21 protein-coding genes and 9 CRISPR repeat arrays are annotated in these 26455 nt (G+C 47.9%); of the genes, 12 read left to right on the top strand and 9 right to left on the bottom strand.

Annotated elements, in window-relative coordinates; all coding sequences use genetic code 11:
• Positions 1-51 precede the first annotated feature (51 nt).
• Entirely contained in the window at positions 52-984 is a 933-nt protein-coding gene (locus RFF05_RS04845; RefSeq protein ID WP_409969264.1) for an endonuclease/exonuclease/phosphatase family protein, read from the bottom strand.
• 6 nt (positions 985-990) lie between these two features.
• On the bottom strand, positions 991-1908 hold the full coding sequence (locus RFF05_RS04840) for a helix-turn-helix transcriptional regulator (RefSeq protein ID WP_409969263.1): 918 nt from the start codon (positions 1906-1908) through the stop codon (positions 991-993).
• A 228-nt stretch (positions 1909-2136) separates the two neighbouring features.
• Here RFF05_RS04840 and RFF05_RS04835 point away from each other — a divergent pair, with 228 nt between their 5' ends.
• Complete coding sequence (locus RFF05_RS04835; protein ID WP_409969262.1) at positions 2137-2460, top strand: helix-turn-helix domain-containing protein; 324 nt, start codon at positions 2137-2139, stop codon at positions 2458-2460.
• 74 nt (positions 2461-2534) lie between these two features.
• Here the strand turns inward: RFF05_RS04835 and RFF05_RS04830 are convergent, their stop codons facing one another.
• A complete protein-coding gene (locus RFF05_RS04830; RefSeq protein ID WP_409969261.1) occupies positions 2535-2864 on the bottom strand; it encodes a Fic family protein in 330 nt (109 codons plus the stop codon).
• The gene (locus tag RFF05_RS04825; protein WP_409969260.1) at positions 2861-3418 is read right to left on the bottom strand and encodes a Fic family protein; all 558 of its coding nucleotides are present in this window, start codon (positions 3416-3418) and stop codon (positions 2861-2863) included. Before RFF05_RS04825 ends, RFF05_RS04830 begins: the two co-directional genes overlap by 4 nt.
• 279 nt (positions 3419-3697) lie before the next feature.
• Between RFF05_RS04825 and cas3 the strand changes: the two genes are divergently transcribed.
• From cas3 to RFF05_RS04785, 8 genes are all read left to right on the top strand, one after another.
• Positions 3698-5821 carry a CRISPR-associated helicase Cas3' gene (cas3, locus tag RFF05_RS04820; protein WP_409969259.1) on the top strand — a complete coding sequence of 708 codons (2124 nt, stop codon included), beginning with the start codon at positions 3698-3700 and terminating at the stop codon, positions 5819-5821.
• A gap of 15 nt (positions 5822-5836) precedes the next feature.
• Positions 5837-6493: a type I-C CRISPR-associated protein Cas5c gene (cas5c, locus tag RFF05_RS04815; RefSeq protein ID WP_409969258.1), complete on the top strand. Its 657-nt coding sequence runs from the start codon at positions 5837-5839 to the stop codon at positions 6491-6493.
• On the top strand, positions 6490-8238 hold the full coding sequence (cas8c, locus tag RFF05_RS04810) for a type I-C CRISPR-associated protein Cas8c/Csd1 (protein WP_409969257.1): 1749 nt from the start codon (positions 6490-6492) through the stop codon (positions 8236-8238). Before cas5c ends, cas8c begins: the two co-directional genes overlap by 4 nt.
• Before the next feature lies 1 nt (position 8239).
• Positions 8240-9127, top strand: a complete 888-nt coding sequence (cas7c, locus tag RFF05_RS04805) for a type I-C CRISPR-associated protein Cas7/Csd2 (RefSeq protein ID WP_409969256.1) — start codon at positions 8240-8242, stop codon at positions 9125-9127.
• Positions 9127-9789, top strand: a complete 663-nt coding sequence (gene cas4 / locus RFF05_RS04800; protein WP_409970082.1) for a CRISPR-associated protein Cas4 — start codon at positions 9127-9129, stop codon at positions 9787-9789. Before cas7c ends, cas4 begins: the two co-directional genes overlap by 1 nt.
• Positions 9786-10817: a type I-C CRISPR-associated endonuclease Cas1c gene (cas1c, locus tag RFF05_RS04795; protein WP_409969255.1), complete on the top strand. Its 1032-nt coding sequence runs from the start codon at positions 9786-9788 to the stop codon at positions 10815-10817. The genes cas4 and cas1c overlap by 4 nt, the downstream gene beginning before the upstream one ends.
• Before the next feature lie 12 nt (positions 10818-10829).
• Positions 10830-11120: a CRISPR-associated endonuclease Cas2 gene (gene cas2 / locus RFF05_RS04790; protein WP_409969254.1), complete on the top strand. Its 291-nt coding sequence runs from the start codon at positions 10830-10832 to the stop codon at positions 11118-11120.
• Between the two features lie 172 nt (positions 11121-11292).
• Positions 11293-11663: a CRISPR direct-repeat array (repeat unit 33 nt; unit sequence GTCGCTCCCCCCAAGGGGAGCGTGGATTGAAAT).
• 917 nt (positions 11664-12580) lie between these two features.
• Positions 12581-12883: a CRISPR direct-repeat array (repeat unit 33 nt; unit sequence GTCGCTCCCCCCAAGGGGAGCGTGGATTGAAAT).
• Positions 12884-13049: 166 nt separating this feature from the next.
• Positions 13050-13766: a CRISPR direct-repeat array (repeat unit 33 nt; unit sequence GTCGCTCCCCCCAAGGGGAGCGTGGATTGAAAT).
• Positions 13767-13934: 168 nt separating this feature from the next.
• A CRISPR array of direct repeats spans positions 13935-14638; the repeat unit is 33 nt; unit sequence GTCGCTCCCCCCAAGGGGAGCGTGGATTGAAAT.
• 239 nt (positions 14639-14877) lie between these two features.
• Positions 14878-15589: a CRISPR direct-repeat array (repeat unit 33 nt; unit sequence GTCGCTCCCCCCAAGGGGAGCGTGGATTGAAAT).
• Positions 15590-15758: 169 nt separating this feature from the next.
• Positions 15759-16742: a CRISPR direct-repeat array (repeat unit 33 nt; unit sequence GTCGCTCCCCCCAAGGGGAGCGTGGATTGAAAT).
• Between the two features lie 169 nt (positions 16743-16911).
• Positions 16912-17420: direct repeats of the CRISPR family, unit length 33 nt; unit sequence GTCGCTCCCCCCAAGGGGAGCGTGGATTGAAAT.
• A gap of 166 nt (positions 17421-17586) precedes the next feature.
• Positions 17587-19116: direct repeats of the CRISPR family, unit length 33 nt; unit sequence GTCGCTCCCCCCAAGGGGAGCGTGGATTGAAAT.
• A 100-nt stretch (positions 19117-19216) separates the two neighbouring features.
• Positions 19217-19655: a CRISPR direct-repeat array (repeat unit 33 nt; unit sequence GTCGCTCCCCCCAAGGGGAGCGTGGATTGAAAT).
• A 10-nt stretch (positions 19656-19665) separates the two neighbouring features.
• Positions 19666-19803 carry a hypothetical protein gene (locus tag RFF05_RS04785; RefSeq protein ID WP_409969253.1) on the top strand — a complete coding sequence of 46 codons (138 nt, stop codon included), beginning with the start codon at positions 19666-19668 and terminating at the stop codon, positions 19801-19803.
• Between the two features lie 130 nt (positions 19804-19933).
• On the opposite strand, the gene RFF05_RS04780 is transcribed toward RFF05_RS04785, so the two are convergent.
• From RFF05_RS04780 to RFF05_RS04770, 3 genes are all read right to left on the bottom strand, one after another.
• Positions 19934-20506 (bottom strand): recombinase family protein, encoded by a 573-nt coding sequence (locus tag RFF05_RS04780; RefSeq protein ID WP_409969252.1) that lies wholly within the window; start codon positions 20504-20506, stop codon positions 19934-19936.
• A gap of 116 nt (positions 20507-20622) precedes the next feature.
• Positions 20623-21540, bottom strand: coding sequence for a class II glutamine amidotransferase (locus RFF05_RS04775; protein WP_409969251.1), 918 nt, complete (start codon positions 21538-21540; stop codon positions 20623-20625).
• Positions 21540-22652, bottom strand: coding sequence for an amidoligase family protein (locus RFF05_RS04770; protein ID WP_409969250.1), 1113 nt, complete (start codon positions 22650-22652; stop codon positions 21540-21542). Before RFF05_RS04770 ends, RFF05_RS04775 begins: the two co-directional genes overlap by 1 nt.
• A 399-nt stretch (positions 22653-23051) precedes the next feature.
• Between RFF05_RS04770 and RFF05_RS04765 the strand changes: the two genes are divergently transcribed.
• Positions 23052-23252, top strand: a complete 201-nt coding sequence (locus RFF05_RS04765) for a helix-turn-helix domain-containing protein (RefSeq protein ID WP_409969249.1) — start codon at positions 23052-23054, stop codon at positions 23250-23252.
• Between the two features lie 129 nt (positions 23253-23381).
• On the opposite strand, the gene RFF05_RS04760 is transcribed toward RFF05_RS04765, so the two are convergent.
• Positions 23382-23666 (bottom strand): hypothetical protein, encoded by a 285-nt coding sequence (locus RFF05_RS04760; protein ID WP_409969248.1) that lies wholly within the window; start codon positions 23664-23666, stop codon positions 23382-23384.
• A gap of 161 nt (positions 23667-23827) precedes the next feature.
• Between RFF05_RS04760 and RFF05_RS04755 the strand changes: the two genes are divergently transcribed.
• Together RFF05_RS04755 and RFF05_RS04750 are read left to right on the top strand one after the other, a co-directional pair.
• A complete protein-coding gene (locus tag RFF05_RS04755) occupies positions 23828-24154 on the top strand; it encodes a transposase (protein WP_409967432.1) in 327 nt (108 codons plus the stop codon).
• Positions 24105-25004 carry an IS3 family transposase gene (locus RFF05_RS04750; RefSeq protein WP_409967433.1) on the top strand — a complete coding sequence of 300 codons (900 nt, stop codon included), beginning with the start codon at positions 24105-24107 and terminating at the stop codon, positions 25002-25004. The genes RFF05_RS04755 and RFF05_RS04750 overlap by 50 nt, the downstream gene beginning before the upstream one ends.
• Before the next feature lie 163 nt (positions 25005-25167).
• Here the strand turns inward: RFF05_RS04750 and RFF05_RS04745 are convergent, their stop codons facing one another.
• Positions 25168-26445 carry a hypothetical protein gene (locus RFF05_RS04745; protein WP_409969247.1) on the bottom strand — a complete coding sequence of 426 codons (1278 nt, stop codon included), beginning with the start codon at positions 26443-26445 and terminating at the stop codon, positions 25168-25170.
• Positions 26446-26455 lie beyond the last annotated feature (10 nt).

The following is a 26455-nucleotide window of genomic DNA, read 5'->3' as shown; positions in this document are numbered from 1 at the left end:
TTAGATTCCGATGATTTTTTATTAGACGTTCTTGCGTTTCAATAGCTTAACTTAATGACATTGGTGGTCTGAAAGCCCCTTTTTATGTTCTGCAACATTACCGTTATAATAGTCAGCAAGGGTATTTATTCTTTGGGTAGTTGGGGTAGGTATTGTCTGAAATCGATTTTGGTCATATGAGAAGTGGTCATAATTGCTTGCGAATGCGCATTCACCATCAGCTGGTGTGTCTTTTTTGAGCGTAGTTAATTCTGACTGGACGGTGATGATTTTTTTGGTTTTATTGCTATCTGTATTATCTTCCACTATAACTTCCTCTAGCTTTTCTAAAAAAGCACCTTTTGTGCCATAAATTTTAGAAGCGCTCAAATTCAAGTTGTAGTCACCTAGCAAAATTGTATAAGCTGGCATGTTGTCGCCATAGCGATTGTCTGCCTCTTTGGCATAAATATATTTTGTTAAAATGGTAAGCTCATTTCTTCTTGTTGTAATTGCACCTTGCGTGTCTTCGCCTGCCTCTGATTTGTATTTGCTAAAGCGAATATGTGTGTTGATAATGCGGATTTCAAATGATGGACCCCCGCAATCTCGTGGAGTGAAGCGTGCGAAATAAGGTTCGTGATTGAGCTTGCGATGCTGTTCGGTTTTGTCAATTTTATATTGTTTATAAATGCGAGGGCTATAGGTTCGCTTTTGTCCATTATCTAATTTAGTTTTTACCAAATCAACTCTGCGGGTGTTCCATAAAAAAGCGTAGTCATACTCATGGGAGGTGTTTTTAACATATGATGTTTGGTCGGACTTTCCTTTCCAGTGGGAACCAAGGTTATCGAGAATTGCTTTTACGCTTGCTGTCCCTTGGATTTCTTGTAAGGCAATGATGTCGAATTCCTGTGTTTGAATCATTTCAGCCATCTTGGATAGGTCTTTCCTAGATGCGTTTTTCATATTCAAACAATTAAAAGACCCAATCTTATATCCCATATAGTATCAATCTCCTTTCACCCAATCCCCCTGACTTCTCAGCCACATGTCAATCCCATCGCCGTACACTTCTGCTCTCACCACATAGCCGTCATCGCTCGTTGACACCACTTCTGCGGTGGGGAGTCGGTCTAGGACAGCTTCGATGGAGGGGCCTTTGTAGGTGAACTGGACGGTGTGCAGTGGGCCCGAGAACATGAACTGTACTCGTTTGCGGAACTCGCCATCGCTGAAGCGTTCTCGGTATGGCACGGAGAAATGTTGCCCTGTGCCTTGAAAGCTGGCGATGCGATCAATGCGGAACACGGTGGGGTAGTCTTTGCTGTCATCCGCCATGTAGCAAATCAAGTAGAAATAATATTCTGAAAACAGCACCGCCACAGGTTTCACCTGATGGGTGCGGTTGATGCCATCTTTGCGGGTATAGGCCAGCTCCACAATTTCTTGCTTGGCGATGTATTGGGACAGCTGTGCCACTGGCGCTATCAGCGCCTTCCCGTGGTGGAGTGGCACATAGTGGAACCGTTCACTTTGCAGGACGGATGCCACTTCTTTTTGACTATCTGGTGCCACCTGCATCAGCAGTTTGGAGAGAATTTGTTCCAGCTCATCTTTGCAAAAGGCACGACTTTCCAGTAGCACTTTAGACAGCGCCAATACTTCCTCATCGGACAGCCATTCTCGTGCCATCCGCACCAAATGATAAGCGTTTTGTCGCTTGTCATAGACGATGGTGGTGTCGCCCTCAAAGAGGTGGGTTTCCGCCATGTAAGCACGTAAATCCTCGATGTCACGCTGGATGGTTTTCTCACTGACGCCGTACTCCAGCGCCAACTGGTCTTTGTGTAAATATTCACCCTTGTTCAGCCGCTCCGACATCCCAAGCAGACGAAATCCTTTGTTTTCTTTGTAGTTTAAGTTCATATACAGCCACCGCCTATTGTTATTCTACCATGATATACAGAAATTGGAAAGAAATTTTGTAAGTTTTTGTATATTCAGAGTATACCATTATAGGTGGACAGTAAATGTCCTTCTTGGAAGGTTTCGAAATAATCCGTTTCATAAAGATAACGATTTATAATATCCTATGTCATATTTTAACATATCTACTTTCTGTTTACAATAGTAAAAAAGAGGTGGTATAAGATAATGGAGAAAACACAATTAACTGAAATTGGACATCGCCTTCGACAACGGCGGACAGAGTTGGGCTTAACCCGTGATAAAATGTCAGAACTGGCTGACATCGGCAATGGCTATTATGGACAACTAGAGGTAGGCACGTCCCAAATGTCCATTGACACCCTGATTAAATTATCGAACTCCATGCACTTATCCATGGAATATATAATCTTCGGAGAAGACAAAAAAACAGGTGATGCCTCGCCTGTTTTGGAGCTGTTGAAAGATTGCACACCAAGGGAGCTAAAGCTGGCTGAGGATGTGCTGAAGCTGTTTTTGATGAAGAATTGAAAGACTTATACGCAACAACACCCACTGGGTACCAAATGGTATCCAGTGGGTGTTGTTCGCTTATAAGAAATGGACTAATCTAACATGGTAAGATAGCCGTCTAGCCGCTCATCCACGTACTCCGCCAGCATGGTGACCATAGCGCCAGCATCGCCGTCACGATAATACGCATCGAAGGCATCATAGTACCGCTTGCGGTGGGTGAACTTGATGTTCACTGGAGGATAGCCGTTGCGGATTAGTTCGAAGTTCATCAGCAATCGCCCACAACGACCGTTGCCGTCGATGAAGGGATGGATGCCTTCAAACTCCAGATGAAACCGTGCGATGCGCTCGATAGTGTGGATGGATGCCTTTCTCTGTTGGTCACGCACCAGCAGCCCATCCATTTTTTCAGCAATCAAATAGGGCTCCGCAGGTTGGACAAATGCCCCAAAATAGACACAGGGATTTTTCGATACACGCCTTTATCCTCTGGGCGATGTATCAGCATCAGTGCGTGGATGTTCTTGATTTCCATAGCGGTCAAATCACTTTGCCCTTTGGCCAAGTCCTCCATGTAGAGGTAGGCATCTCGATGGCCAACCGCTTCCAGATGGTCTTTAAGAGGCTTGCGGTCAATGGTGATGCCCTCCAGCACCAGCGCCGTTTCCTGCAAGGTGAGGGTGTTGCCCTCGATGGCGTTGGAGTTGTAGGTAAAGTCGATGAGGAAGTCATCTCGCAGGCGTAGTAGCTCCCCTTGGGTCAAAGGACGATGGCTGTCTAGCTGTTCCTTTTTGCTGTCAATGGATTGGAGCAGACTGCCATAAGGCTGTTTTAGGAATGATACCGCCCTCCGCCGCCCATCAGCAGGCTTAGGTGCAGTTTCGGGAATCATATACAGCTTCCCTTGACGGATAACCCCCTCAATCTTCCCCTCAGCACAAAGAATCCGCACCCGACGAGGCGAAATCCCCACTTCTGAGCAGCTTGAGAAACTTTGATGTATGTCATAGCCACACCTCCTAGCGGTTGTATTGTTCCTATTATATGCTAGTTTTCGGAATAATACAAGCGAAAGTTTGGTTGTTTTATGCCGAAGCTGAGATTATTTTTGATGAAAGATTGATTAGAGTTTACACAAGGTGGTCTATAAAACGACCAAATTGCATGAAAATCCAGATTTTACTAGAAATATCTACTGTGACTATGTTACACTGATATCAATCAGAGAGCAATTGTCGTAGGGGGTGACTTTATGTCTTGGATTGCACATCGACGAGAAGATGGCGAAGAACAAAGCTTATTGGCGCATTTAAATGGCACAGCCAGGCTATCAGGTCAATTTGCCAAGGCTTTTAATAGCGAAGACGCAGGCTATTTAGCAGGTATGTTTCACGATATCGGTAAATACAGTGATCATTTTCAAAAACGAATTCGAGATCCAGACCACGTTCCACCTCATGACCATGCCACAGCAGGGGCTAAAGAAGTAGGAATGAATCCGTTGGGATTTGCCATCGCTGGACACCATGGAGGGTTACCAGATGGAGGAAGTCGTAGGGATACACCAGCAGAATCTACCCTTTCAGGTCGACTTAAGAAGAATGTAGATGATTATTCAGCATGGAAACAGGAATTAGAATTAACACAGCCCCAATTTCCAACCTATCTGCAGCGAGCTGATAGCCTAACCTGGGCTTTTTATACTCGGATGCTCTATTCTTGTTTGGTGGATGCAGATTTTTTGGATACAGAGTCATTTATGGCAGAAAGCATCTCGAGAGGAAACTATGAAACTGTAGAGGTCTTATTGAAACGATTAGATGCCTATTTTGCAAACTGGGAAAAATCTGATACAAAATTGAATCAAATCCGCAATGAAATTCTTGGTCACTGCATCCGTGGTGCAAGTAAAGAGCAAGGGCTATATACCTTGACAGTGCCCACAGGCGGTGGAAAGACTTTGGCTTCTCTGCGCTTTGCCTTGGGGCACGCTGTGGAACATGGGTTGGAACGTATTATTTACGTTATTCCTTATACAGCAATTATTGACCAAACGGCACAAGTATTTCAATCTATATTAGGGGACTCCCAAGTCATTGAACATCATAGCGGTATATCTTACACGGATGACAAGTGGGATTCCATGGACAACCACAAACACTTAGCCACTGAAAATTGGGATGCCCCTATTATTGTTACCACAGCAGTCCAATTTTTTGAATCGTTGTATAGCAATCGATCTTCTCAGTGTCGAAAACTCCACAACATTGCCAAATCAGTGGTCATTTTTGATGAAGCGCAAACATTGCCAATCCCTTATTTATCCCCATGTATTGCCGCTATTTCTCAACTTGTAAAACAGTATCACACCACGGCTGTTCTTTGCACCGCTACGCAACCAGAGTTGGATGATATGTTTCAGCAAGAAGGATTGTCTACAATGGAGATTATTCCCGATGCAGCACTTATTTATCAGCAATTACAACGTGTTACATTGCAAAATAGAGGAGCTCCACTTTGGAGTGAGTTGGGTCAAGAATTGGCCAGCATACAGCAAGTGCTCTGTATTGTCAATCGCCGCAAATACGCCCAGCGACTTTTTGAATGCTTACCAGAAGAAGGAAGCTATTGCCTCACCACGTTGATTTGTCCCAACCATCGAAAAAAACAACTAGCGGAAATTCGCAATCGGCTAATACAGGGGCTTCCGTGCCGAGTCATATCCACCAGTCTTATTGAAGCAGGTGTGGATTTGGATTTTCCAATAGTGTACCGAGAAAAGGCAGGGCTAGACTCTCTCTTACAAGCAGCAGGACGATGCAATCGAGAGGGAAAATACGCTAAGGAAGATAGTATTGTCTGGTATTTTGAATCAGAAGAAGGTGCACCAGCCATGTTAAAGCAAGGGATAAGTGCATTGGACGCTACAGCGTTGCACCACGGTGACCTGACTGCTCCAGAAGCCATTGCCGACTATTTTCACTTCCTCTGGTATATCAAAAACGAGGAGGCATTTGACGTGAAGCAGATTTTGCCTGCGTTCCAAAAAGGCATTCATGGTAGTTGTTTCCCATTTTGCCATGTTGCGCAATCTTTTCAATTGATTGAATCTGCTGTGTCCACAGTTTATGTTCCTATCGATGAAGGTGCAGAGCTTATTCAGCGATTAAGATATGGCATACCTCATCGCAATCTGTATCGCAAATTGAATCAATATGGTGTAAGTGTATATCCAGACCATTTAAAACGTCTTCAGCAAGCTGGCAGTGTGGAAATCCTAGCCTCTGGAGATGTTGTTTTAAGGGACTTAATGGTGTATCATTCCAAAACTGGTCTTGCATTGGATATTGAGACTGGCATTGGGTATTTTATGTAGAAAGAGGTGACAAGTATGGCAGTAAAAGTAGAGGTTTGGGGAGATTACGCTTGTTTTTCTCGCCCTGAACTAAAAGTGGAACGGGTGAGCTATGATGTGATGACACCATCGGCGGCCCGTGGACTTTTAGAAGCAATTTATTGGCATCCAGGTCTCAAATGGGTGATTGATACTATCTATGTGCTGGCGCCCATTTCTGTGACTAGCATTCGTAGAAACGAAGTCAAAGACAAACTACCTGCAGGTGCAGCAAAAGGCGCCTATATGGGCAACGGTAAACCCTTGGCATTGTATACAGGGGAGAGTATTCAACAACGAGCCACGTTGGCCCTTCAAAATGTTCATTATGTAATTGAAGCCCATTTTGAAATGACCGACAAAGCGGAGACGGGTGACAATCCAGGGAAATTCCAGGATATTATGCGCCGTAGATTGGAAAAAGGGCAGTGCTATCACCAACCTTGTTTTGGCACCCGTGAATTTCCAGCTCATTTTCGAGCATGGCCTAGTCCCACGGTGCCCACCATTCCAGATACATGTGATTTAGGGTATATGCTCTATGATATGGATTATTCCAATCCAGAAGATATCCGCCCCATGTTTTTTAGAGGGAAACTAGAACATGGTGTTTTGCATGTGCCTTCCGTTTACAGTCAGGAGGTGGTGCGATGATTTTACAAGCACTGACTGCTTATTATGAAACATTGGCAGAAAAAGGTGAAATCTCTAAACCTGGTTGGGGCTTGAGTAAAGTTAGTTTTGGGGTGAATCTTGCTGATGATGGGACTATTCTTTCTTTGATTCCATTGAAAGTTGAAAAGCAAATGGGCAAAAAAACCGTGATTGCTCCCCAAGTTTTTGAAGTGCCTATGCCAGAAAAACGGACTGTGGGCGTGGTGTCTAATTTTCTTTGTGACCATAGTGGGTACATTTTAGGTGTGGATAACAAGGGGAAGCCCAAGCGATCCCTCCAATGTTTCGAGGCTTGCGCTTTGAAACACAAAGCTATTTTAAGCGGAATTGACACACCTGCCAGCAAGGCGATTTTAGCATTTTTCGATACATGGAATCCTGCAACAGCTGCACAGCAAGCACCGCTAGTATCTGACTGGGCTGAGTTGATGGAAGGTGGCAATTTGGTTTTCTTCCACAATTTTCGTGCTGTGTTAGAAGATGTAGCAATCAAAAAAGGGTGGCAGGCTTACTATGATGGACAGAGCAGTGGAGAGGATACGGGCACAGTAATGCAGTGCCTTGTGACAGGGGAAGACACTGTCATTCCCAATGTGCATCCGTCTATCAAAGGGGTGCGAGGTGCCCAACCTTCTGGGGCTTCTCTTGTCAGTTTCAATGCCCCGGCTTTCACGTCATACCACAAAGAGCAAAATTTCAATGCGCCTATTGGACATTATGCGGCCTTTGCATATACAACGGCCTTGAACTATTTGCTGGCCGACCGCAACCACTGCAAAACCATTGGGGATACCACCTTGGTCTGCTGGGCGGAGACGGGGGATACCGCCTATCAAGATGTGGCCATGATGGGGATGATGGGCCAATCGCCCCAAGAGGAATTGGAAAGCGATTTGATACGTACCATCTCATTGTTGGCTGATGGGATGCCTGCTCAATGGGATGATGTGGAACTCTCGCCTCAGACATCATTCTATATTTTGGGGCTCGCACCCAACGCCGCTCGCATTAGTGTGCGGTTTTTCCTGAGGAATACATTTGGGCAATTTCTCGCCAACGTACAAGCACATCAAGAGCGATTGGACATCGTGCGCCCAGCTTATGACAGACATGAAACCATTCCTCTATGGCATTTACTGCAAGAAACAGTGAATCAAAATTCCAGAGATAAAAATCCAGCACCTCAGATGACAGGGGATGTTCTCCGTGCAATTTTAGAAAATCACCGTTACCCAGCTACCCTACTCAATGGCGTTACACTTCGCATCCGTGCAGAGCATACCATCACCCGTGGCAGAGCCGCCATCATCAAAGCCTATTACTTACAAAATCCACATTCACAATGCCCAAAGGAGGTTTTAACTGTGTCATTGAACGAAACCAGTACCAATATCCCTTATACCTTAGGACGTCTTTTCGCTGTATTAGAAAATTTACAAGAAAAAGCCAACCCTGGTATTAACACGACTATCAAAGACAAGTATTTCAACTCCGCATCTGCTACCCCTAACGTCATCTTCCCTGTGCTGATTAACTTGGCACAAAAGCACTTACGTAAATTGGACACAGGTTACAAAGTGTATTATGACAAGCAAATCCAAAGCTTACTCAGCATTTTACAACAAGAATACCCCCAGCGCTTAACACTCCCTGAGCAAGGCACCTTCCAATTAGGTTACTACCACCAAACCCAAAAGCGGTATGAAAAAAAGGAGGAAAAATAATATGTCTGTTATTAAAAATCGCTATGAATTTGTCGTCCTATTCGATGTAGAGAACGGTAATCCCAATGGTGACCCCGACGCTGGTAATATGCCCCGTATTGACCCTGAGAGTGGTCACGGCTTGGTGACGGATGTTTGCTTGAAGCGCAAAATCCGCAATTTCATTGAAACAGCCAAAGAAGATGAACCCGGCTTTGGTATTTACATCAAAGAGGGCGTACCCCTGAACACATCTGATGCTAAGGCTTGTACTGCTTTGGGTGTGAAATCTGACGACAAATCCCTTAAAGCGGCGAAGAAAAATGATCCTACTTTAGATGTAAAACTGCGTGACTTTATGTGCCAAAACTACTTTGATATTCGTACGTTTGGCGCTGTGATGACAACCTTTGTCAAAGGCGCCCTCAACTGCGGTCAAGTTCGCGGACCAGTGCAATTGGGATTTGCAAAATCTGTTGATCCAGTGGTCCCTCAAGAAGTCACCATTACCCGTGTGGCCATCACTACCGAAGCGGATGCAGAGAAAAAAGGCACGGAAATGGGGCGCAAATATATCGTCCCTTACGGTCTGTATCGTTGCGAAGGCTATATATCTGCTAATTTGGCTCGCAAATCTACAGGATTTTCTGACAGTGATTTGGATCTGCTGTGGCAGGCCATTTTGAATATGTTTGAACACGACCATTCTGCTGCCCGTGGCAAGATGGCTGTTCGTGAGCTAATCATCTTTAAGCATGATAGCGAATTGGGAAACGCCCCTGCCCATAAGCTGTTTGAAGCTGTAAAAATCACCCGCAATGAGGATGTGGCACTACCTCGTTTCTACACGGATTATTCTGTTTGTGTGGATGAAATGCCTGCTGGTGTTACCTGTGTGCGTATGGGGTGATGACCTACCATCCAGATGACTTTCTTCTGCTCTCAGGGCTTCAGCATTTTGTGTTCTGCCGCCGCCAGTGGGCGCTCATACATATCGAACATCAATGGGCAGAAAATTTCCGCACAGTAGATGGAATGATTCTTCATGAAAAAGTCCATGACCCTGATGCGGATGAAACCCGTGGGGACTTGCGTATCACCCGTGGTATGGCTGTGTTTTCTGCCACGTTGGGCATTTCTGGCGAGTGTGATGTAGTGGAATTTCATCGTCAAGATAAAGGCATTGCGCTACATGGCAGAGATGGATTCTGGCAACCCTTCCCTGTTGAGTATAAACGAGGTAAGCCGAAAGAAAATCTTTCAGATAGTCTGCAACTTTGTGCTCAAGCCATGTGCTTAGAGGAAATGCTCTGCTGCACCATCCCCAAAGGTGCCCTCTATTATGGAGAAACCCATCATCGCTTAGCAGTTTCTTTTACAGCCCAATTGCGCCAACAAGTAAGTGAATCTTTGCTGGAAATGCACCAGTTATACCAGAGAGGTCACACTCCAAAAGTGCGTCCCACCAAGGCTTGCAATGCCTGCTCTTTGAAGGAAATCTGTGTACCTAAGCTGCTAAAAAAGAAATCAGCAGTTGCTTACCTGAAAGCTGGATTGGAGGATGGTGCATGAGACATTTACTCAACACGTTATTTATCACTTCCGAAGATGCTTACTTAACACTAGACGGCGAAAACGTGGTTGTAAGTCGAGGCCAACAAGAAATGGGGCGATTCCCGCTCCATACTTTATCTGCTATTCTATCCTTTTCCTATGCAGGGGCATCCCCGGCGTTGATGGGCGCTTGCGGTAGTCGTCAAATCAACTTGACTTTCTGCTCACCAAGAGGTCGCTTTTTGGCACGCGTGTCTGGACAAAGTCAAGGGAATGTGTTGTTGCGTAGAACCCAATATCGCATGGCAGATGACCCATTTCAAAGCTGCAATCTAGCCACCATGTTTATCCAAGGAAAGATTTACAATGCACGTCAAGTAATTGCACGCACAAGGCGAGACCATCCTATGCGTGTGGACGAATCGACCCTACTTGCCGCTTGCGATACCCTCAAAGAGTTACAAGGTCAAGTGGCACAAGCAGAGTCCTTGGACAGTTTGCGTGGCCTAGAAGGGGTGGCGGCCAGCACATATTTCGGTGTTTTTGACCACTTGATTTTAAATGAAAAAGAAACATTTTATTTCCATGGTAGAAATCGTCGCCCGCCCTTAGATGCTGTCAATGCCTTGCTGTCCTTTGCCTATAGTATTTTAGCTGGCGATTGTGCTTCTGCCTTAGAAAGTGTAGGATTGGATGCCTATGTTGGTTTCCTTCATCGAGACAAACCGGGGCGTACATCTTTGGCTCTGGATTTGATGGAAGAATTGCGAGCACCCATGGCAGACCGATTTGTGTTGACATTAATTAACAACCGCATGATTTCACCTGACGCATTCCAGGTGCGAGAAAGTGGTGCGGTATTGCTAAGCGATGCTGGGCGAAAGTTATTTTTGCAACAATGGCAAAAAAAGAAGCAGGAGCAAATCACCCATCCATTTTTAGAAGAAAAAATCCCATGGGGCTTGGTGCCATATATGCAAGCGCTTTTATTGGCACGATACTTACGTGGCGATTTGGACGGGTATCCTCCCTTTTTGTGGAAATAAGGCGGTGATTGTGTGTTGGTTTTGATTACCTATGATGTCAATACTGAAGATGCCGCTGGTCGAAAGCGATTGCGGCAAATCGCTAAGCAGTGTGTCAATCATGGTCAGCGCGTGCAAAATTCTGTCTTTGAATGCTTACTAGATGCCGCCCAGTGTCGTATGTTGCAAGCAAAGCTGTTAACGATTATGGATGAAAAAAGTGATAGCTTGCGGTTTTATTATCTAGGTAAAAATTATCAGACAAAAATAGAGCATTTTGGCATCAAGGCTGGGTATGACCCTCAAGATATCTTAATGCTTTAGCCGTGCGAAGGGGAAGCACACAGTGATTCGACCTAGGTTCGCACTTGAAAACAATAGGATTTTATCTGAAAAGAGTATATTTTGACGGCTGTCAGTGGGAATACTTGCAGATGAAAATCTTTTGTTTGTGCAAAACGTTGTAAATCAGGCAACTGTTTTATGAAGTTTTGCTGTCGCTCCCCCCAAGGGGAGCGTGGATTGAAATGCCGTTTGGTAATCTGTAATCACCCGTACGCTTATCGTCGCTCCCCCCAAGGGGAGCGTGGATTGAAATAATTTTAGACAAGGGGGAGCAAATCCCACAAAGGTCGCTCCCCCCAAGGGGAGCGTGGATTGAAATTACCTTGGCGAGGAAACTAAAAACACCCAAGGTGTCGCTCCCCCCAAGGGGAGCGTGGATTGAAATAAAACTGTTATGCGGAACGCAAAGCAGAAATGACGTCGCTCCCCCCAAGGGGAGCGTGGATTGAAATAAATGGGCATTTGCTCAACCATGCCCAATTGGTCAAGGTCGCTCCCCCCAAGGGGAGCGTGGATTGAAATAGTACCAGTCATAGTATAATCTCCTTTTTTAAAATGTCGCTCCCCCAAGGGGAGCGTGGATTGAAATCGCAACGGTAAACATATCGCCTATAGCCGTACTGTCGCTCCCCCAAGGGGAGCGTGGATTGAAATAAAACTGTTATGCAGAACGCAAAGCAGAAATGACGTCGCTCCCCCCAAGGGGAGCGTGGATTGAAATATCAACACTAGACCAATTACCGCAAGAGCCTATCGTCGCTCCCCCAAGGGGAGCGTGGATTGAAATATCAACACTAGACCAATTACCGCAAGAGCCTATGTCGCTCCCCCCAAGGGGAGCGTGGATTGAAATCCGAAGAGGTTTAGCCAGACGGCAAAAGACTTGGGTCGCTCCCCCCAAGGGGAGCGTGGATTGAAATATCGGACATGCACCAATAGGCGATGTGATTAAAGTCGCTCCCCCCAAGGGGAGCGTGGATTGAAATAACAAAACCCATTTGGTCAAGTTTGTTAGCCCAAGTCGCTCCCCCAAGGGGAGCGTGGATTGAAATCTATTCAAATCGTACACCATGTCTGAATACGGGGCCAAGGTCGCTCCCCCCAAGGGGAGCGTGGATTGAAATAAATCACCGATGGCGGCCACAGTGGAGGTGGTCGTCGCTCCCCCCAAGGGGAGCGTGGATTGAAATGGCTTAACGGTTGTAAAGTACACCGTGGTTAGTTGTCGCTCCCCCAAGGGGAGCGTGGATTGAAATCATCATCTAGCAGGTAATCAAAGCGGTGCCCTGCTTGTCGCTCCCCCAAGGGGAGCGTGGATTGAAATTGAGGTCAAGCCAACCAACTACGGTCAAGCCTTCTGTCGCTCCCCCAAGGGGAGCGTGGATTGAAATTTGGTCATGGTGCTCACAGCGACGCATTCATCGGCAGTCGCTCCCCCTCGTCGCTCCCCCCAAGGGGAGCGTGGATTGAAATACACATCATATCCGCTAATGCTTTATTGGTAATAATGTCGCTCCCCCCAAGGGGAGCGTGGATTGAAATTGAGGTAAAGCCAACCACCTACGGTCAAGCCTTCGTCGCTCCCCCCAAGGGGAGCGTGGATTGAAATCCGCTACCCCCATAGTCCCCCCATCACCAAACGTCGCTCCCCCCAAGGGGAGCGTGGATTGAAATTGGCAAGGCAGTGATGGCTGTGTTGCTGAGGTAAAGTCGCTCCCCCCAAGGGGAGCGTGGATTGAAATTGAGGTAAAGCCCACCACCTACGGTCAACCCTTCGTCGCTCCCCCAAGGGGAGCGTGGATTGAAATTGGCAAGGCAGTGATGGCTGTGTTGCTGAGGTCAAGTCGCTCCCCCAAGGGGAGCGTGGATTGAAATATGCCTTTGGGCATTGTCACGCCGATGCGCTCGGGTCGCTCCCCCCAAGGGGAGCGTGGATTGAAATTCTTGCCATAGGTGTGTCCTCCTTGTGTGGTGCTGGTCGCTCCCCCCAAGGGGAGCGTGGATTGAAATGCTGATGGTGATTCTATCGGCTCCGAATTGTATGGGTCGCTCCCCCCAAGGGGAGCGTGGATTGAAATAACGAAGGCACCTTTAAGGTGTGGCAACAAGCCAGGTCGCTCCCCCCAAGGGGAGCGTGGATTGAAATTTGTAACATCATATTGTATACCCCTTTCTGGTTGTCGTCGCTCCCCCCAAGGGGAGCGTGGATTGAAATCGTGGAGAACAGGCCTTCGTCTGCCATCTGTTGGGCGTCGCTCCCCCCAAGGGGAGCGTGGATTGAAATGTATTTCCAACACTTCCAATCAATCAATCAATCAATCAGGTCGCTCCCCCCAAGGGGAGCGTGGATTGAAATGTGTATAACCAGCCCGGCAACGTCTGTGTCGAAATGTCGCTCCCCCCAAGGGGAGCGTGGATTGAAATTATGGCTGTACTAGGAAGGTGTACAAAATAGACAGTCGCTCCCCCCAAGGGGAGCGTGGATTGAAATGTCCTGCACATGCGTCTGCATCCCTGCACCCCTAAGTCGCTCCCCCCAAGGGGAGCGTGGATTGAAATTATATTTCTATATTTCTATTTCCAACACTTCCAGTCGCTCCCCCCAAGGGGAGCGTGGATTGAAATACCTAAATCTCTGATTACCTGGTATTGGTCTTTAGTCGCTCCCCCAAGGGGAGCGTGGATTGAAATATCAGGCACAAATGTAAATTTACCCACATCAATATCGTCGCTCCCCCAAGGGGAGCGTGGATTGAAATCACTGGAATCGTAAACTACCACGCCTGCGGTAATCGTCGCTCCCCCCAAGGGGAGCGTGGATTGAAATAATTGTGTTTAGTTGACCTGATTGAGAACCTACAGTCGCTCCCCCCAAGGGGAGCGTGGATTGAAATTTGGCAGTAGAATACTCGCTCTCCGCAATCTCAGTCGCTCCCCCCAAGGGGAGCGTGGATTGAAATTCCTTATTTTTTATTTTATAGGTGATTTTATATCAGTCGCTCCCCCCAAGGGGAGCGTGGATTGAAATTATATAATCATTGTTTTTACAAGCTACCATTAAGTCGCTCCCCCCAAGGGGAGCGTGGATTGAAATCTGCCATAAAGCATAATATATACCCCATAAACTCCGTCGCTCCCCCCAAGGGGAGCGTGGATTGAAATATATTATCATAGGAGATGACTTAGTAGGGCTAGAGTCGCTCCCCCCAAGGGGAGCGTGGATTGAAATATAGCTAATTACATAGGTGTAATGAAATATAAAGTCGCTCCCCCCAAGGGGAGCGTGGATTGAAATCCAGAGTGAGTTAGCTTATGTTATGGGGGTAGAGTCGCTCCCCCCAAGGGGAGCGTGGATTGAAATCACATAGCAATTCCACTTTCCAAAACATCGTCCTTGTCGCTCCCCCCAAGGGGAGCGTGGATTGAAATTGGCAAGGCAGTGATGGCTGTGTTGCCGAGGTCAAGTCGCTCCCCCCAAGGGGAGCGTGGATTGAAATAAAAGAAATATCCCCCGTGCTATTGGAAAAGAAATTAGTCGCTCCCCCAAGGGGAGCGTGGATTGAAATACTGCCGTTATAAAGGCTTCGTTTTGCGTTTGTTTTGGTCGCTCCCCCCAAGGGGAGCGTGGATTGAAATAGCAATAAAGAAAAGGGAATTGTCGGCATTATCGTAGTCGCTCCCCCAAGGGGAGCGTGGATTGAAATGTGAGTTTGCAGGAGGTGCACGGATACAGAAGGGGTCGCTCCCCCAAGGGGAGCGTGGATTGAAATTTACACTATTTGATCCAAATCTTAGCATAGGAAGTCGCTCCCCCCAAGGGGAGCGTGGATTGAAATTCCAGCCTGACCAGCAGCGAGGGGTGAGCCTATGACGTCGCTCCCCCCAAGGGGAGCGTGGATTGAAATGTCATCGGCGATTTGAAGGAAGGTATTGCACTCGTCGCTCCCCCCAAGGGGAGCGTGGATTGAAATATGATAGACCAACCAAGGTTATTTTGTTCAGACCCCGTCGCTCCCCCCAAGGGGAGCGTGGATTGAAATTAAGCAATTTGCAAAAGATTTTTTTTCTCGCTCTGTCGCTCCCCCCAAGGGGAGCGTGGATTGAAATGGCAAAGGTGACACCCTTGGCAGACGGGGCAGGCAGTCGCTCCCCCCAAGGGGAGCGTGGATTGAAATATAGTTACTTGATTTCATTTTGTGCCATGATGACGTCGCTCCCCCCAAGGGGAGCGTGGATTGAAATATCCCCGACAGAGGGGGCATAACCCGCTAGCTTATCGTCGCTCCCCCCAAGGGGAGCGTGGATTGAAATCATAGTCTACCAGTTGGCGCCAATCGTTTAGGCTATCGTCGCTCCCCCCAAGGGGAGCGTGGATTGAAATATAAAAAACTCCTCCAGTCACGCCTATCGTGACCGTCGCTCCCCCCAAGGGGAGCGTGGATTGAAATTCTAAGTAAAAATAGCCCACACGCTTGCCAAGGGCAGTCGCTCCCCCAAGGGGAGCGTGGATTGAAATATTAAAAACAATGGGCTAAAAAAAGCATGGGAGCAAGTCGCTCCCCCAAGGGGAGCGTGGATTGAAATTTGGCGGTGTGTAAATATGTCATGGTGTTCTCCTGTCGCTCCCCCCAAGGGGAGCGTGGATTGAAATTGGCAAGGCAGTGATGGCTGTGTTTCTGAGGTAAAGGTCGCTCCCCCCAAGGGGAGCGTGGATTGAAATTACACGGCCCACTGCACACAGCATTTCGCTATCTGTCGCTCCCCCCAAGGGGAGCGTGGATTGAAATTTCCATGGTTTTGATACATTGGTTAAAGCCGCCGTAGGTCGCTCCCCCCAAGGGGAGCGTGGATTGAAATTGGAGGAAAGTTTTTCGATTGATTGGAACTAAACGTCGCTCCCCCCAAGGGGAGCGTGGATTGAAATTAGCACCGTTTTGTTATACGATATTAGGTTTTTGCGTCGCTCCCCCCAAGGGGAGCGTGGATTGAAATCCTACTGATACAGAATTAGCAAATATTATTCAACCGTCGCTCCCCCCAAGGGGAGCGTGGATTGAAATAAAGTAGCCAAATACAAAAGGCCGTTGTCATTGGGTCGCTCCCCCCAAGGGGAGCGTGGATTGAAATAGCAGCAAATTGGTCTGCTTCTGCTTTGGTATCAGTCGCTCCCCCCAAGGGGAGCGTGGATTGAAATAGGGTCGACACTCAAATATTGAGCATCTGGAGCAGTCGCTCCCCCCAAGGGGAGCGTGGATTGAAATTGCTGACAACATCACCACTGACATTTCTGCTGGTAGTCGCTCCCCCCAAGGGGAGCGTGGATTGAAATTGCTGACAACATCACCACTGACATTTCTGCTGGTAGTCGCTCCCCCCAAGGGGAGCGTGGATTGAAATCCGATCTAGGGGAACGGTGCCAGCATGGGTGGCAATTGTCGCTCCCCCCAAGGGGAGCGTGGATTGAAATTGGCAAGGCAGTGATGGCTGTGTTGCCGAGGTCAAGTCGCTCCCCCCAAGGGGAGCGTGGATTGAAATTGGCAAGGCAGTGATGGCTGTGTTGCTGAGGTCGTCGCTCCCCCCAAGGGGAGCGTGGATTGAAATTGGCAAGGCAGTGATGGCTGTGTTGCCGAGGTCAAGCGTCGCTCCCCCAAGGGGAGCGTGGATTGAAATCATCAAGGCGCTTACAAGGTCAACGTCTGCTTCTGTCGCTCCCCCAAGGGGAGCGTGGATTGAAATTGGCAAGGCAGTGATGGCTGTGTTGTTGAGGTAAAGTCGCTCCCCCCAAGGGGAGCGTGGATTGAAATCGGGGTGAACAGGCCTTCGTCTGCCATCTGTTTGGCGGTCGCTCCCCCAAGGGGAGCGTGGATTGAAATTGGCAAGGCAGTGATGGCTGTGTTGCTGAGGTAAATGTCGCTCCCCCCAAGGGGAGCGTGGATTGAAATGGCTTAACGGCTGCAAAGTATGCCGTGGTTAGTTGTCGCTCCCCCCAAGGGGAGCGTGGATTGAAATCCTTATAAAATGTGTATTCACCAACACTCTTTTGTCGCTCCCCCCAAGGGGAGCGTGGATTGAAATCGAATTGTATGGCGCATGGGATTTTTCGAGTGCTGTCGTCGCTCCCCCCAAGGGGAGCGTGGATTGAAATGTGAATATGCAGGGGGCGCACGGATGCAAAAGGGTGTCGCTCCCCCCAAGGGGAGCGTGGATTGAAATTGGCAAGGCAGTGATGTCTGTGTTGCTGAGGTCGTCGCTCCCCCCAAGGGGAGCGTGGATTGAAATTGGCAAGGCAGTGATGGCTGTGTTGCTGAGGTCGTCGCTCCCCCAAGGGGAGCGTGGATTGAAATACCGCCACATTGGGCACAGTGCCAGCCAACAGCAAGTCGCTCCCCCAAGGGGAGCGTGGATTGAAATAAAAATAATAACATCTTGTCCGTCATAGGTATCAAGTCGCTCCCCCCAAGGGGAGCGTGGATTGAAATTCCCACGGTGTCCGCCATGGGTCGGTGTTGTTTGGTCGCTCCCCCCAAGGGGAGCGTGGATTGAAATAAATTGGCTCAAAGGCACATAGTTGAGGGATGCTTGGTCGCTCCCCCCAAGGGGAGCGTGGATTGAAATCATGGTGATACGGGCATAATAGGTAATCAAATCCAGTCGCTCCCCCCAAGGGGAGCGTGGATTGAAATTTGTAGGAATGCGAGTTTATATTGATATACTACCGTCGCTCCCCCCAAGGGGAGCGTGGATTGAAATCACTGATGGTCACCTCCCCCAGCACTGGCACTTGGTCGCTCCCCCCAAGGGGAGCGTGGATTGAAATTTGTGCTTCGGGCGGTGTGCCGTATTTCACTTCGTCGCTCCCCCCAAGGGGAGCGTGGATTGAAATTCGAATTGGTCTGCTCCACGGTCACTTGCTGTTTTGTCGCTCCCCCCAAGGGGAGCGTGGATTGAAATTCGAATTGGTCTGCTCCACGGTCACTTGCTGTTTTAGTCGCTCCCCCCAAGGGGAGCGTGGATTGAAATAAAAGAAATAGGCTCGTCCATGGCTAATTTCTCGAAGTCGCTCCCCCCAAGGGGAGCGTGGATTGAAATTGAGGTAAAGCCCACCACCTACGGTCAAGCCTTCGTCGCTCCCCCCAAGGGGAGCGTGGATTGAAATTTGGGTCACTCGTTGCTCTGACATAACACCACGGTCGCTCCCCCCAAGGGGAGCGTGGATTGAAATTTTGGTATCAAACCAGTCAACGTAAAAGTCATACGTGTCGCTCCCCCCAAGGGGAGCGTGGATTGAAATGGGTATCACTTTCGGGAGTGATGACGCTACTCAAGCCGTCGCTCCCCCCAAGGGGAGCGTGGATTGAAATTGGCAAGGCAGTGATGTCTGTGTTGCTGAGGCCAAGGTCGCTCCCCCCAAGGGGAGCGTGGATTGAAATCCTTTCTCCCTCATGGGTTTTATGGCGTACACTAGGTCGCTCCCCCCAAGGGGAGCGTGGATTGAAATCTCCCTCATGGGTTTTATGGCTGTACCAGACAAGTGGTCGCTCCCCCAAGGGGAGCGTGGATTGAAATTTGGCGCAACTACAACACTAACGGTGCAGACGGCGGCGTCGCTCCCCCCAAGGGGAGCGTGGATTGAAATTTGTAGGAATGCGAGTTTATATTGATATACTACCGTCGCTCCCCCCAAGGGGAGCGTGGATTGAAATTGGCAAGGCAGTGATGGCTGTGTTGACGAGGTCAAGTCGCTCCCCCCAAGGGGAGCGTGGATTGAAATGCCTTGGATAATGCCGTGGTGCTGGACGCTGACGGGTCGCTCCCCCCAAGGGGAGCGTGGATTGAAATAAAGCAACTTAACAGTGTTTTTGGTGAAATATCATGTCGCTCCCCCCAAGGGGAGCGTGGATTGAAATATTGATAGATAATAATTTATCTGCATCGCAGACAAGTCGCTCCCCCCAAGGGGAGCGTGGATTGAAATTGGGTAGTCTTCGGGGCTGTGGACGTTATTGTCGTCGCTCCCCCAAGGGGAGCGTGGATTGAAATCACCTGCTGGACGTGGATGGCGTGGTGGACTACACCGTCGCTCCCCCCAAGGGGAGCGTGGATTGAAATAAATAATGAATATCCAGACTTTTTTGATGACATAGTCGCTCCCCCCAAGGGGAGCGTGGATTGAAATATGCAGCCGTTGGCACCATTGATGGCTGTCAGCGTCGCTCCCCCCAAGGGGAGCGTGGATTGAAATAAATGGACGGACGACCCCACCCAAGCCACGGAGTTTGTCGCTCCCCCCAAGGGGAGCGTGGATTGAAATGGCTTCTAGGGCGGCGACTAAATCAAAATCGTAAGTCGCTCCCCCCAAGGGGAGCGTGGATTGAAATAGCGACTTGGCGGTCATCTTGGCACTGTCTTTGTGTCGCTCCCCCCAAGGGGAGCGTGGATTGAAATCTCTACTGCTGTTTGCAAGTCGGCAGTCAACTGCTCGTCGCTCCCCCCAAGGGGAGCGTGGATTGAAATCACCACGGTGATGGTGGTACCGTTGACGGCGGTGTCGCTCCCCCAAGGGGAGCGTGGATTGAAATCCTTTGATGTTGTCTGGCCAGAGAAACCCAGCAGTCGCTCCCCCCAAGGGGAGCGTGGATTGAAATCGTTCTGCCACTGGTGACATCAAGGAGCGAATCTTGTCGTTTCCTCTACGGGGAGCAACTTACAAAAAAAGATTATATCTGCCAAAGCGCGAGATTACACATAATGCACACTGCTGCTTAGGTTCAAATACGAGGGCATTACAACTATCAATGCCCTCGTATTTGTGGTGTCGGCGAGGAATTCACCCTCCGATAAAATGTACTACTACTCATATCCAGCCGCTTCATCGCCTCCACCGCCGTCATGTCACCGCTTCTCCACTTAGCTACCACACGGTCAAAGTCTGGGTGGTGGATGGGTTTGCGACCTTTGTATTTGCCTTGTGTTTTGGCAATATCGATGCCTTCTTGTTGGCGTTGGAGGATGTAGGCACGTTCTAGTTCTGCTACGGCACCGAAGATGGTGAGCATGAATTTGCCTGTTGGGGTGGAGGTATCGATGGCTTCTTTTTGGGAAATGAACTCTACCTGCTTAGATGAGAGCTGCTCCACCAAGTCTAGCAAATCTCTCGTATTACGAGCAAAGCGGCTGATGGACTCCACGATGACGGTGTCCCCTTGGCGGACATAGTCCATCATTTTCCTAAGCTCTGGACGATTGGTGTTTTTACCGCTGATGCGGTCGATGTAGACTTCGTCCACGCCAAGGGTGCGCATCAATTCTTCTTGGCGGATGGTATTTTGCTCCTGGGTAGACACACGGATGTATCCGATTTTCATAAGGTTTTCCTTTCTGTCCCACTAGGGTTCCCTTCACCGATGGCATATGCCAAAAGGCGAAATGGAACTCTAGTGGGACGGTTTTTTACTATGTCGTTAGGGTGTAGTCTATTGGGTCATAATTCTGCGCCACAATAGAAATAATCCTCGATTTCTTCGGGGCTAATACCGCTTTTCACCAAGTCGTCAATGTCCTCTGGGGTGTAGCCAAAGGCGGTGGCGATGTTTTTTAGCTCTTGCAGATAGCTGGTGTCCTTTGCGCTATACGTCATAGGGAAGTAGCCGTAGTAGCGAGGGTAGAACTGATACAGATGCCCACAGTCGAAGGTGGTCATAGACAAATGGCCGTGGCGGTCGATTTCCAGAATATCACCGCAGTCTGTGTCTACGGTCACGGGCTTTGGTAGGCGGAATTTCAATCGTGACAATGCTGTCTGTAAAATGGATTCCGTAGAGGCATAGACGTATAGTCCCAAAGATGGATAATGATAAATGCACAGAGGATTATCTCCACGAACGAAGTACAGCGAGTTTTGGGCATCCAGCGCCGTAAATACAAACGAACCCTCCACTTGCTCTGCCATGGTGCGCAGGCTTTGCAAGTGGAGGGCTCTTTCTTTTTCGATGAGCTGGACAGCGATGTAGCTGTCGGTTTCGATGGGAGTGTCGGGCAGGTCAAGGGTTTGCCGCAGAAAGTGATCGTTGTGCAAGACCCCGTTGTGCGCCAATGCAAAGCATTGGTCAGGCAAGGTGCCACGGAAGGGATGGTTGTTGTGGTTCTTCTTCTCGCTCCCTTGGGTGGTGAAGCGTGTGTGTCCCATGACCACCTGCACATCGTGGGGCAACCGCATCCGCAGTTTGTGGGCTGGGACAGCTTTCTTGTAAATCCGCAACTGTCCTTCTGTGTTGTAGGCGATGCCAGTGGCGTCGGTGCCTCGTGCTTCACAGGCGGTGCCCAAAACTTTCAAAAGATGGTGCTTCTGCCCTGATGACAGGTGATTTTTATAGTCTACAAATCCAAATAAACAGCACATTATTTTTCGTCCTCCACTTCCACAGGCTCACTGACATACAGCCGACGTTCTTTCAGATATTGAATCAAGGCTTGGTGCTTGTCCGCATCCAAATCACGGACGAAAGCTGTCCAAGTCAGCTCTTGCATTTGGGCATCAGAAGAAGACAAAGCCACGCTACAGAGTTGATTCACAAGCTCTAGCGTGGCAATGATGGTGTTGGTTTTCAGCGTCCCACGGAAAATGCGGAATTCGATGGTATCGGTGTTGGTAAGATTGACGCAAGTGTACCGACTGCCACCGCTGTGTTTGGCGGTGTCCAAAACCTCTTTGGGGCTGTCCTTGCGCCCATACCGTGCCGCCCATTTGTTCAACTGACGTTGGGTGCGACGGCTGAAGCACAGCAACTCATTCCAATGGGCTTCCACGAAGTACAAAATCCGTGCAATAGTATCCTCTTGGGCAATAGCTGTATCGCCAAGGCTGTTGCGGTTCACATGGACGTGCAAACCACAAGTTTGAGCACGGTGGGAGTAGTAGCCTTGGCGCAGAGCTATCTGGGTCAGTTCCTCCCAAGGCATCCTATCACGGTGGAAGTCCAAGGTCATGGGGTGAGTGACGATTTCCATACCATCGTCCAGAGAGCCGTCGTGTTTGATGTAGATGTAATCATCCTCTCGGTTGCCGATGCCAAGGAGCAAGTCGGCTACAGAGTCGGATTCGCCACCATTGTCAATCTCCAGCTCCACGCCAAAATAGCGATTGCCGTTTCCGTAGAAGATGGGATTTGGACGGTAGTAATAGCTTTGAATACCGCAGTCGGTGCGGTGGTTTTCAACGCAACGGTGGCAATAGGGATTGTCGCTGTCATCGCTAACATAACAGCAATCATCATTGTGGATCAAAGCACCGCAGTCCTCGCAAACGCTGTAATGAGACTCACAACAGCTTTGGCAGATGGGAGTGTATTCGGTGGCAGCGTTGTCACGGTTCCAAATGCGGTCGCCACAGTGGGCGCAAATGGTGGTTTCGGACATGAAACAATCGTGGCAAATGGCGGTTTCGTCGAAGATTTCTAGGGCAGATTGGGGGCGAGTGCCTCCGCAGTGGGCGCAGATAAAAGTTTGGGTCATGGGTCGGGTTCCTCCTTCAAAATTGTGTCAATAGCCACACAAAGTATGGCGGCGGTAGCAGTGAGCAAGATACCAATCAAATCGCTGGTATCAAAGGTTAATTTATCATTGGGACTTACCTCCTTTGGAAAATTTGGCGTTTAGGAAAACACCATGTTGGAAACCATGCGTGAAATGAATTGAGCGAGAATGGTGCGAATCAGGGATAAAATTGAGCGTAACATAGGGTGAAATCCTTTCTTTTTTGATAAAATGTAAAAAGGCTCAGAGGTCGTGGATGTCAGCAATCCATGACCTCTGAGCCTTTCTCAAAGAAATGATATATAGTTGTAGGGGACGAAATAACGCAAAACAATCCCATAAGGGAAATCCCTAATTTGATGAAAATGAGGTGCAATTATGCGCAAATATCACGATGATTATGAAGAAGAAACCACACCAGAAACCCAATTCCTCACTCCACAAGAAGTGATGGATATCCTCTGCATCGGTCGCAACACCTTCTACCGCCTAGTCAATTCTGGTGATTTGAAAGCGTTTCGCATAGGGAAACTGTGGCGGGTGAAGCGGGAGGATCTGGAGGGATTTGGGGCATTATAAACCTTGGGCGGATGGGCGGAGAAAACTTTGAAAAAACAGCTTAAAATAGAGGGGTTTTCCTTATTTTAAGCTAAAAAATCAGTTTTCCACCGCCCATCCGCCCATCCGCCCGTGGGGGTTAGTAAAGATTTACGATTCGCCTCGGTGATGGTACACGGCAGCGAATAGATGTTTTGTGATATTGAATCGCTTTCCATTATCTTTTAGATCTAGATGTTCTTCTAGCTTTCCAATAATGAATTCAGATGCTTCTTGTTGCTTTTTTAGATTGCAATCACCAATTTCCCCAAGCATACCAAGGAAATCAAAATCGAACTCTAACTCTGGTTTCCGAGCACTTCTTTCCTTGGAGGCTTCATTTCGCTGAACTCTATTTAAACTTTCCTGATCATATATATTAATCAAATCATGCATTGACATGAACAGCGAACATTTAACAAGTTCAAAATTACACCATTTTTCATATGTCCCATTCCTATACCGCTATAATGGACCCTAGAAACCAAACCAGCACTCGAAAAATTATCGTGAACGTGATACAATATCAAAAACGATAAACGAGAGGAGAACATATCATGCCACGAAGCAGTTACAGCGCCGAATATAAGGCCAAGATCGTCCTAGAAGTCCTCCAGGGTGAGAAGGAATTAAACGTTATCGCTGCCGAGCAGGGGGTTAATCCCAACATGATTCGCAACTGGAAGAAGGAATTTATATCCAATGCCAGTCAGGTTTTCGATGAGAAAAAGCAGGTCAAAGAAGCACATCGGAAGGAGGTTGCCCTGAAAAAAGAGAAGGAGCAGATGCTCCGCACCATCGGCCAATTGACACTGGAGCGAGACTTTATTCAGGGTGCCTTTCGGGACTGCGGCATCCCCGTCCCCAAGTTCCCTCAGGACTGACGCAGACCTGTCCATCCGCCGTCAATGTGAGCTGCTGGGTCTGCCCCGAGGGCAGGTCTACTACCAGCCTGTGGAGGTCGACCAGGAGGCCAAGCGCTGGCGGGAGCACATCATGGCACGCATCGACTACTGGCACACCCAAATGCCCTACATCGGCTCTCGAAAGCTGGTGACCAAGCTGGCCACCGACCAGATTTTTGTGGGTCGCAAGCTGGTTAGGCGACTGATGTGCGAGATGGGAATTCATGCTCTCTATCCCAAGGCAAATCTCTCAAAACGCAACTTTAAAGAGTCTATCGTACCATATTTGCTGAGAAATAAGGTTGTCTCGTTCCCGAATCAAGTGTGGTCAATCGACATCACTTACATCAAAATGCACCACGGGCACATGTATTTGACGGCGATTATCGACTGGTATAGCCGTCTGATTGTGGGCTGGAGTCTGTCCGATACGCTGGACACAGATAACGTCATCGCCGCTGTCCAGCGCGCAATTTCTAGCCACGGCACCCCCGCTTTTCTCAATTCTGACCAAGGATGTCAGTTCACAAGCTCCCAATATAAGGGGTTTTTGAAGGCAAATCACATTGTCCAAAGCATGGATGGTAAGTCCCGTTGGGCGGATAATATCATGATTGAGCGGTGGTTCCGTAGCCTGAAAACCGAGGAAATTTACCTCAACGAGTATCAAAATCCTAGGGTATTGCGCCGTGGAATTGGAAATTATATCAAGCAGTACAACACCTTCAGACCCCATCAAGCACTGGGAAATCAGACTCCAGAGGCCGTGTATGGGGCAGCCTTCACAACGCCAACCAACCACCTTGACAGTCTGGCACAGGCTGGTTGAGGACTGGTGGCGACGGGAGGTCGTGGGTTGTAGGCGGAGGCCGTTCCCCTCGCCTTTCCCATTGTACCAGCCTGACCCAGTCGGTCAAGGCAACCCTTCGGGCGGCTACCCTGGAGGTAACCACAACCAGGCTTGGCTCAGGAAGCAAAATAGGTTGTTGTGTTCACGATAAATTTTGAGGAAGTGGTCTTGACAGGGGGACCATTATACGCAGTGCATTTGAGCATTCCAATGCTTCGACGCTTTCTGAAAGAAAGGATAGTGTATCTTTGAATGTATCATTCTTAATATAGTTATCAGAAAAATATGATAAGAATGTATCATTTTTTAATTGCTTAGTATAAAAGCTTTTTTTAATGTCATGTAATGAAAAGCGTGCGTCTTGGTCTAAATGGAGATGAAATGACAATGTATGTTCTTGAAACAATGCATATGACGCAGTGTAATCAATTTTATCTTGTAATTTAGAATCTTGAAAGCACGCCAAAGTAAATACGGAATATAGCATAGCTAAGTATAGATGTTTAAAATATAACTTTTGTTCCACTGGACTAGATCCCTCATAATAGGAAAGTCCTTCAGAATAAAATGGTGTAAAGCTTTGACGATAGACTTTACTTTCTATGCGTTGGGAGATGCTGCTTGATTGCGATTTCTCCTTCGTTTTATCAGATAGAATAAATGCATCTAAAACCTCTTCCCTAATGCTCCTTAGGCACTCTAAAGTAACTGGATTTATCTCTAACTTTTGAATTTTTCGAAAAAACTCTAGCGGAATTTGAGTGATTAACTCTGCAACAATTTTTTCAGCCTTTTCTGTTTCCGATTTTTTTGAGCGCATCACGCTTTTAATGGTAGCATGCAGATTCTCAACGGTTTCTTGTGAATACCCTAACCCAAGCAGCAACCCCAACAACTTTTGTTCTTTATAATAGCGATTGATTAAATGCGTTTCTAATACCTCTCGATAAATCGCTTGAAAGCCAGCGTCTTCATGGCGCAGTACTGGCTTGGTTTTTTGGTAGTTAATACCGTCATTCCGATGAGTTACACCCGATAGAGTAAAAAGGGTGTTGATATCCTTCCGTATTTTTGTTGGTAGGTTATCAACAACTGTTTTGCGATTAACCTTTTCACTTTTTGTTGGTACGCTATCATCATCTGTTTTGGGATTATACTTTTCAATTTCTTCAAGAAGTCTTGGGAATTTAATGGTCTGACTATTCCAGTAAAAAGCGGTCATTACATAAGGCAAGTATTTTAAGAGCGTATCATTATCCTGTACAATAGCATAGCAAAAATCTGCATGAAGCGCAGGAAACAGTTCTATGGTTTGAGAATTTTCTTTTTCCTTTATAACTTGATTTATCTCTCCCAAATAGTTTTGGGCATACCTAAAAGCTTGGGACTTCTCTGATAATTTTGCATTACGTGTTTCCACTAAAATAAAA

It is taken from the genome of Bengtsoniella intestinalis (assembly GCF_039719005.1).
In the GTDB taxonomy this organism is placed as follows: domain Bacteria; phylum Bacillota; class Clostridia; order Oscillospirales; family Oscillospiraceae; genus Oscillibacter; species Oscillibacter intestinalis.
The sequence above is the reverse complement of the archived record's forward strand: the minus strand, read 5'-3'. Positions and strand labels throughout refer to the sequence as shown.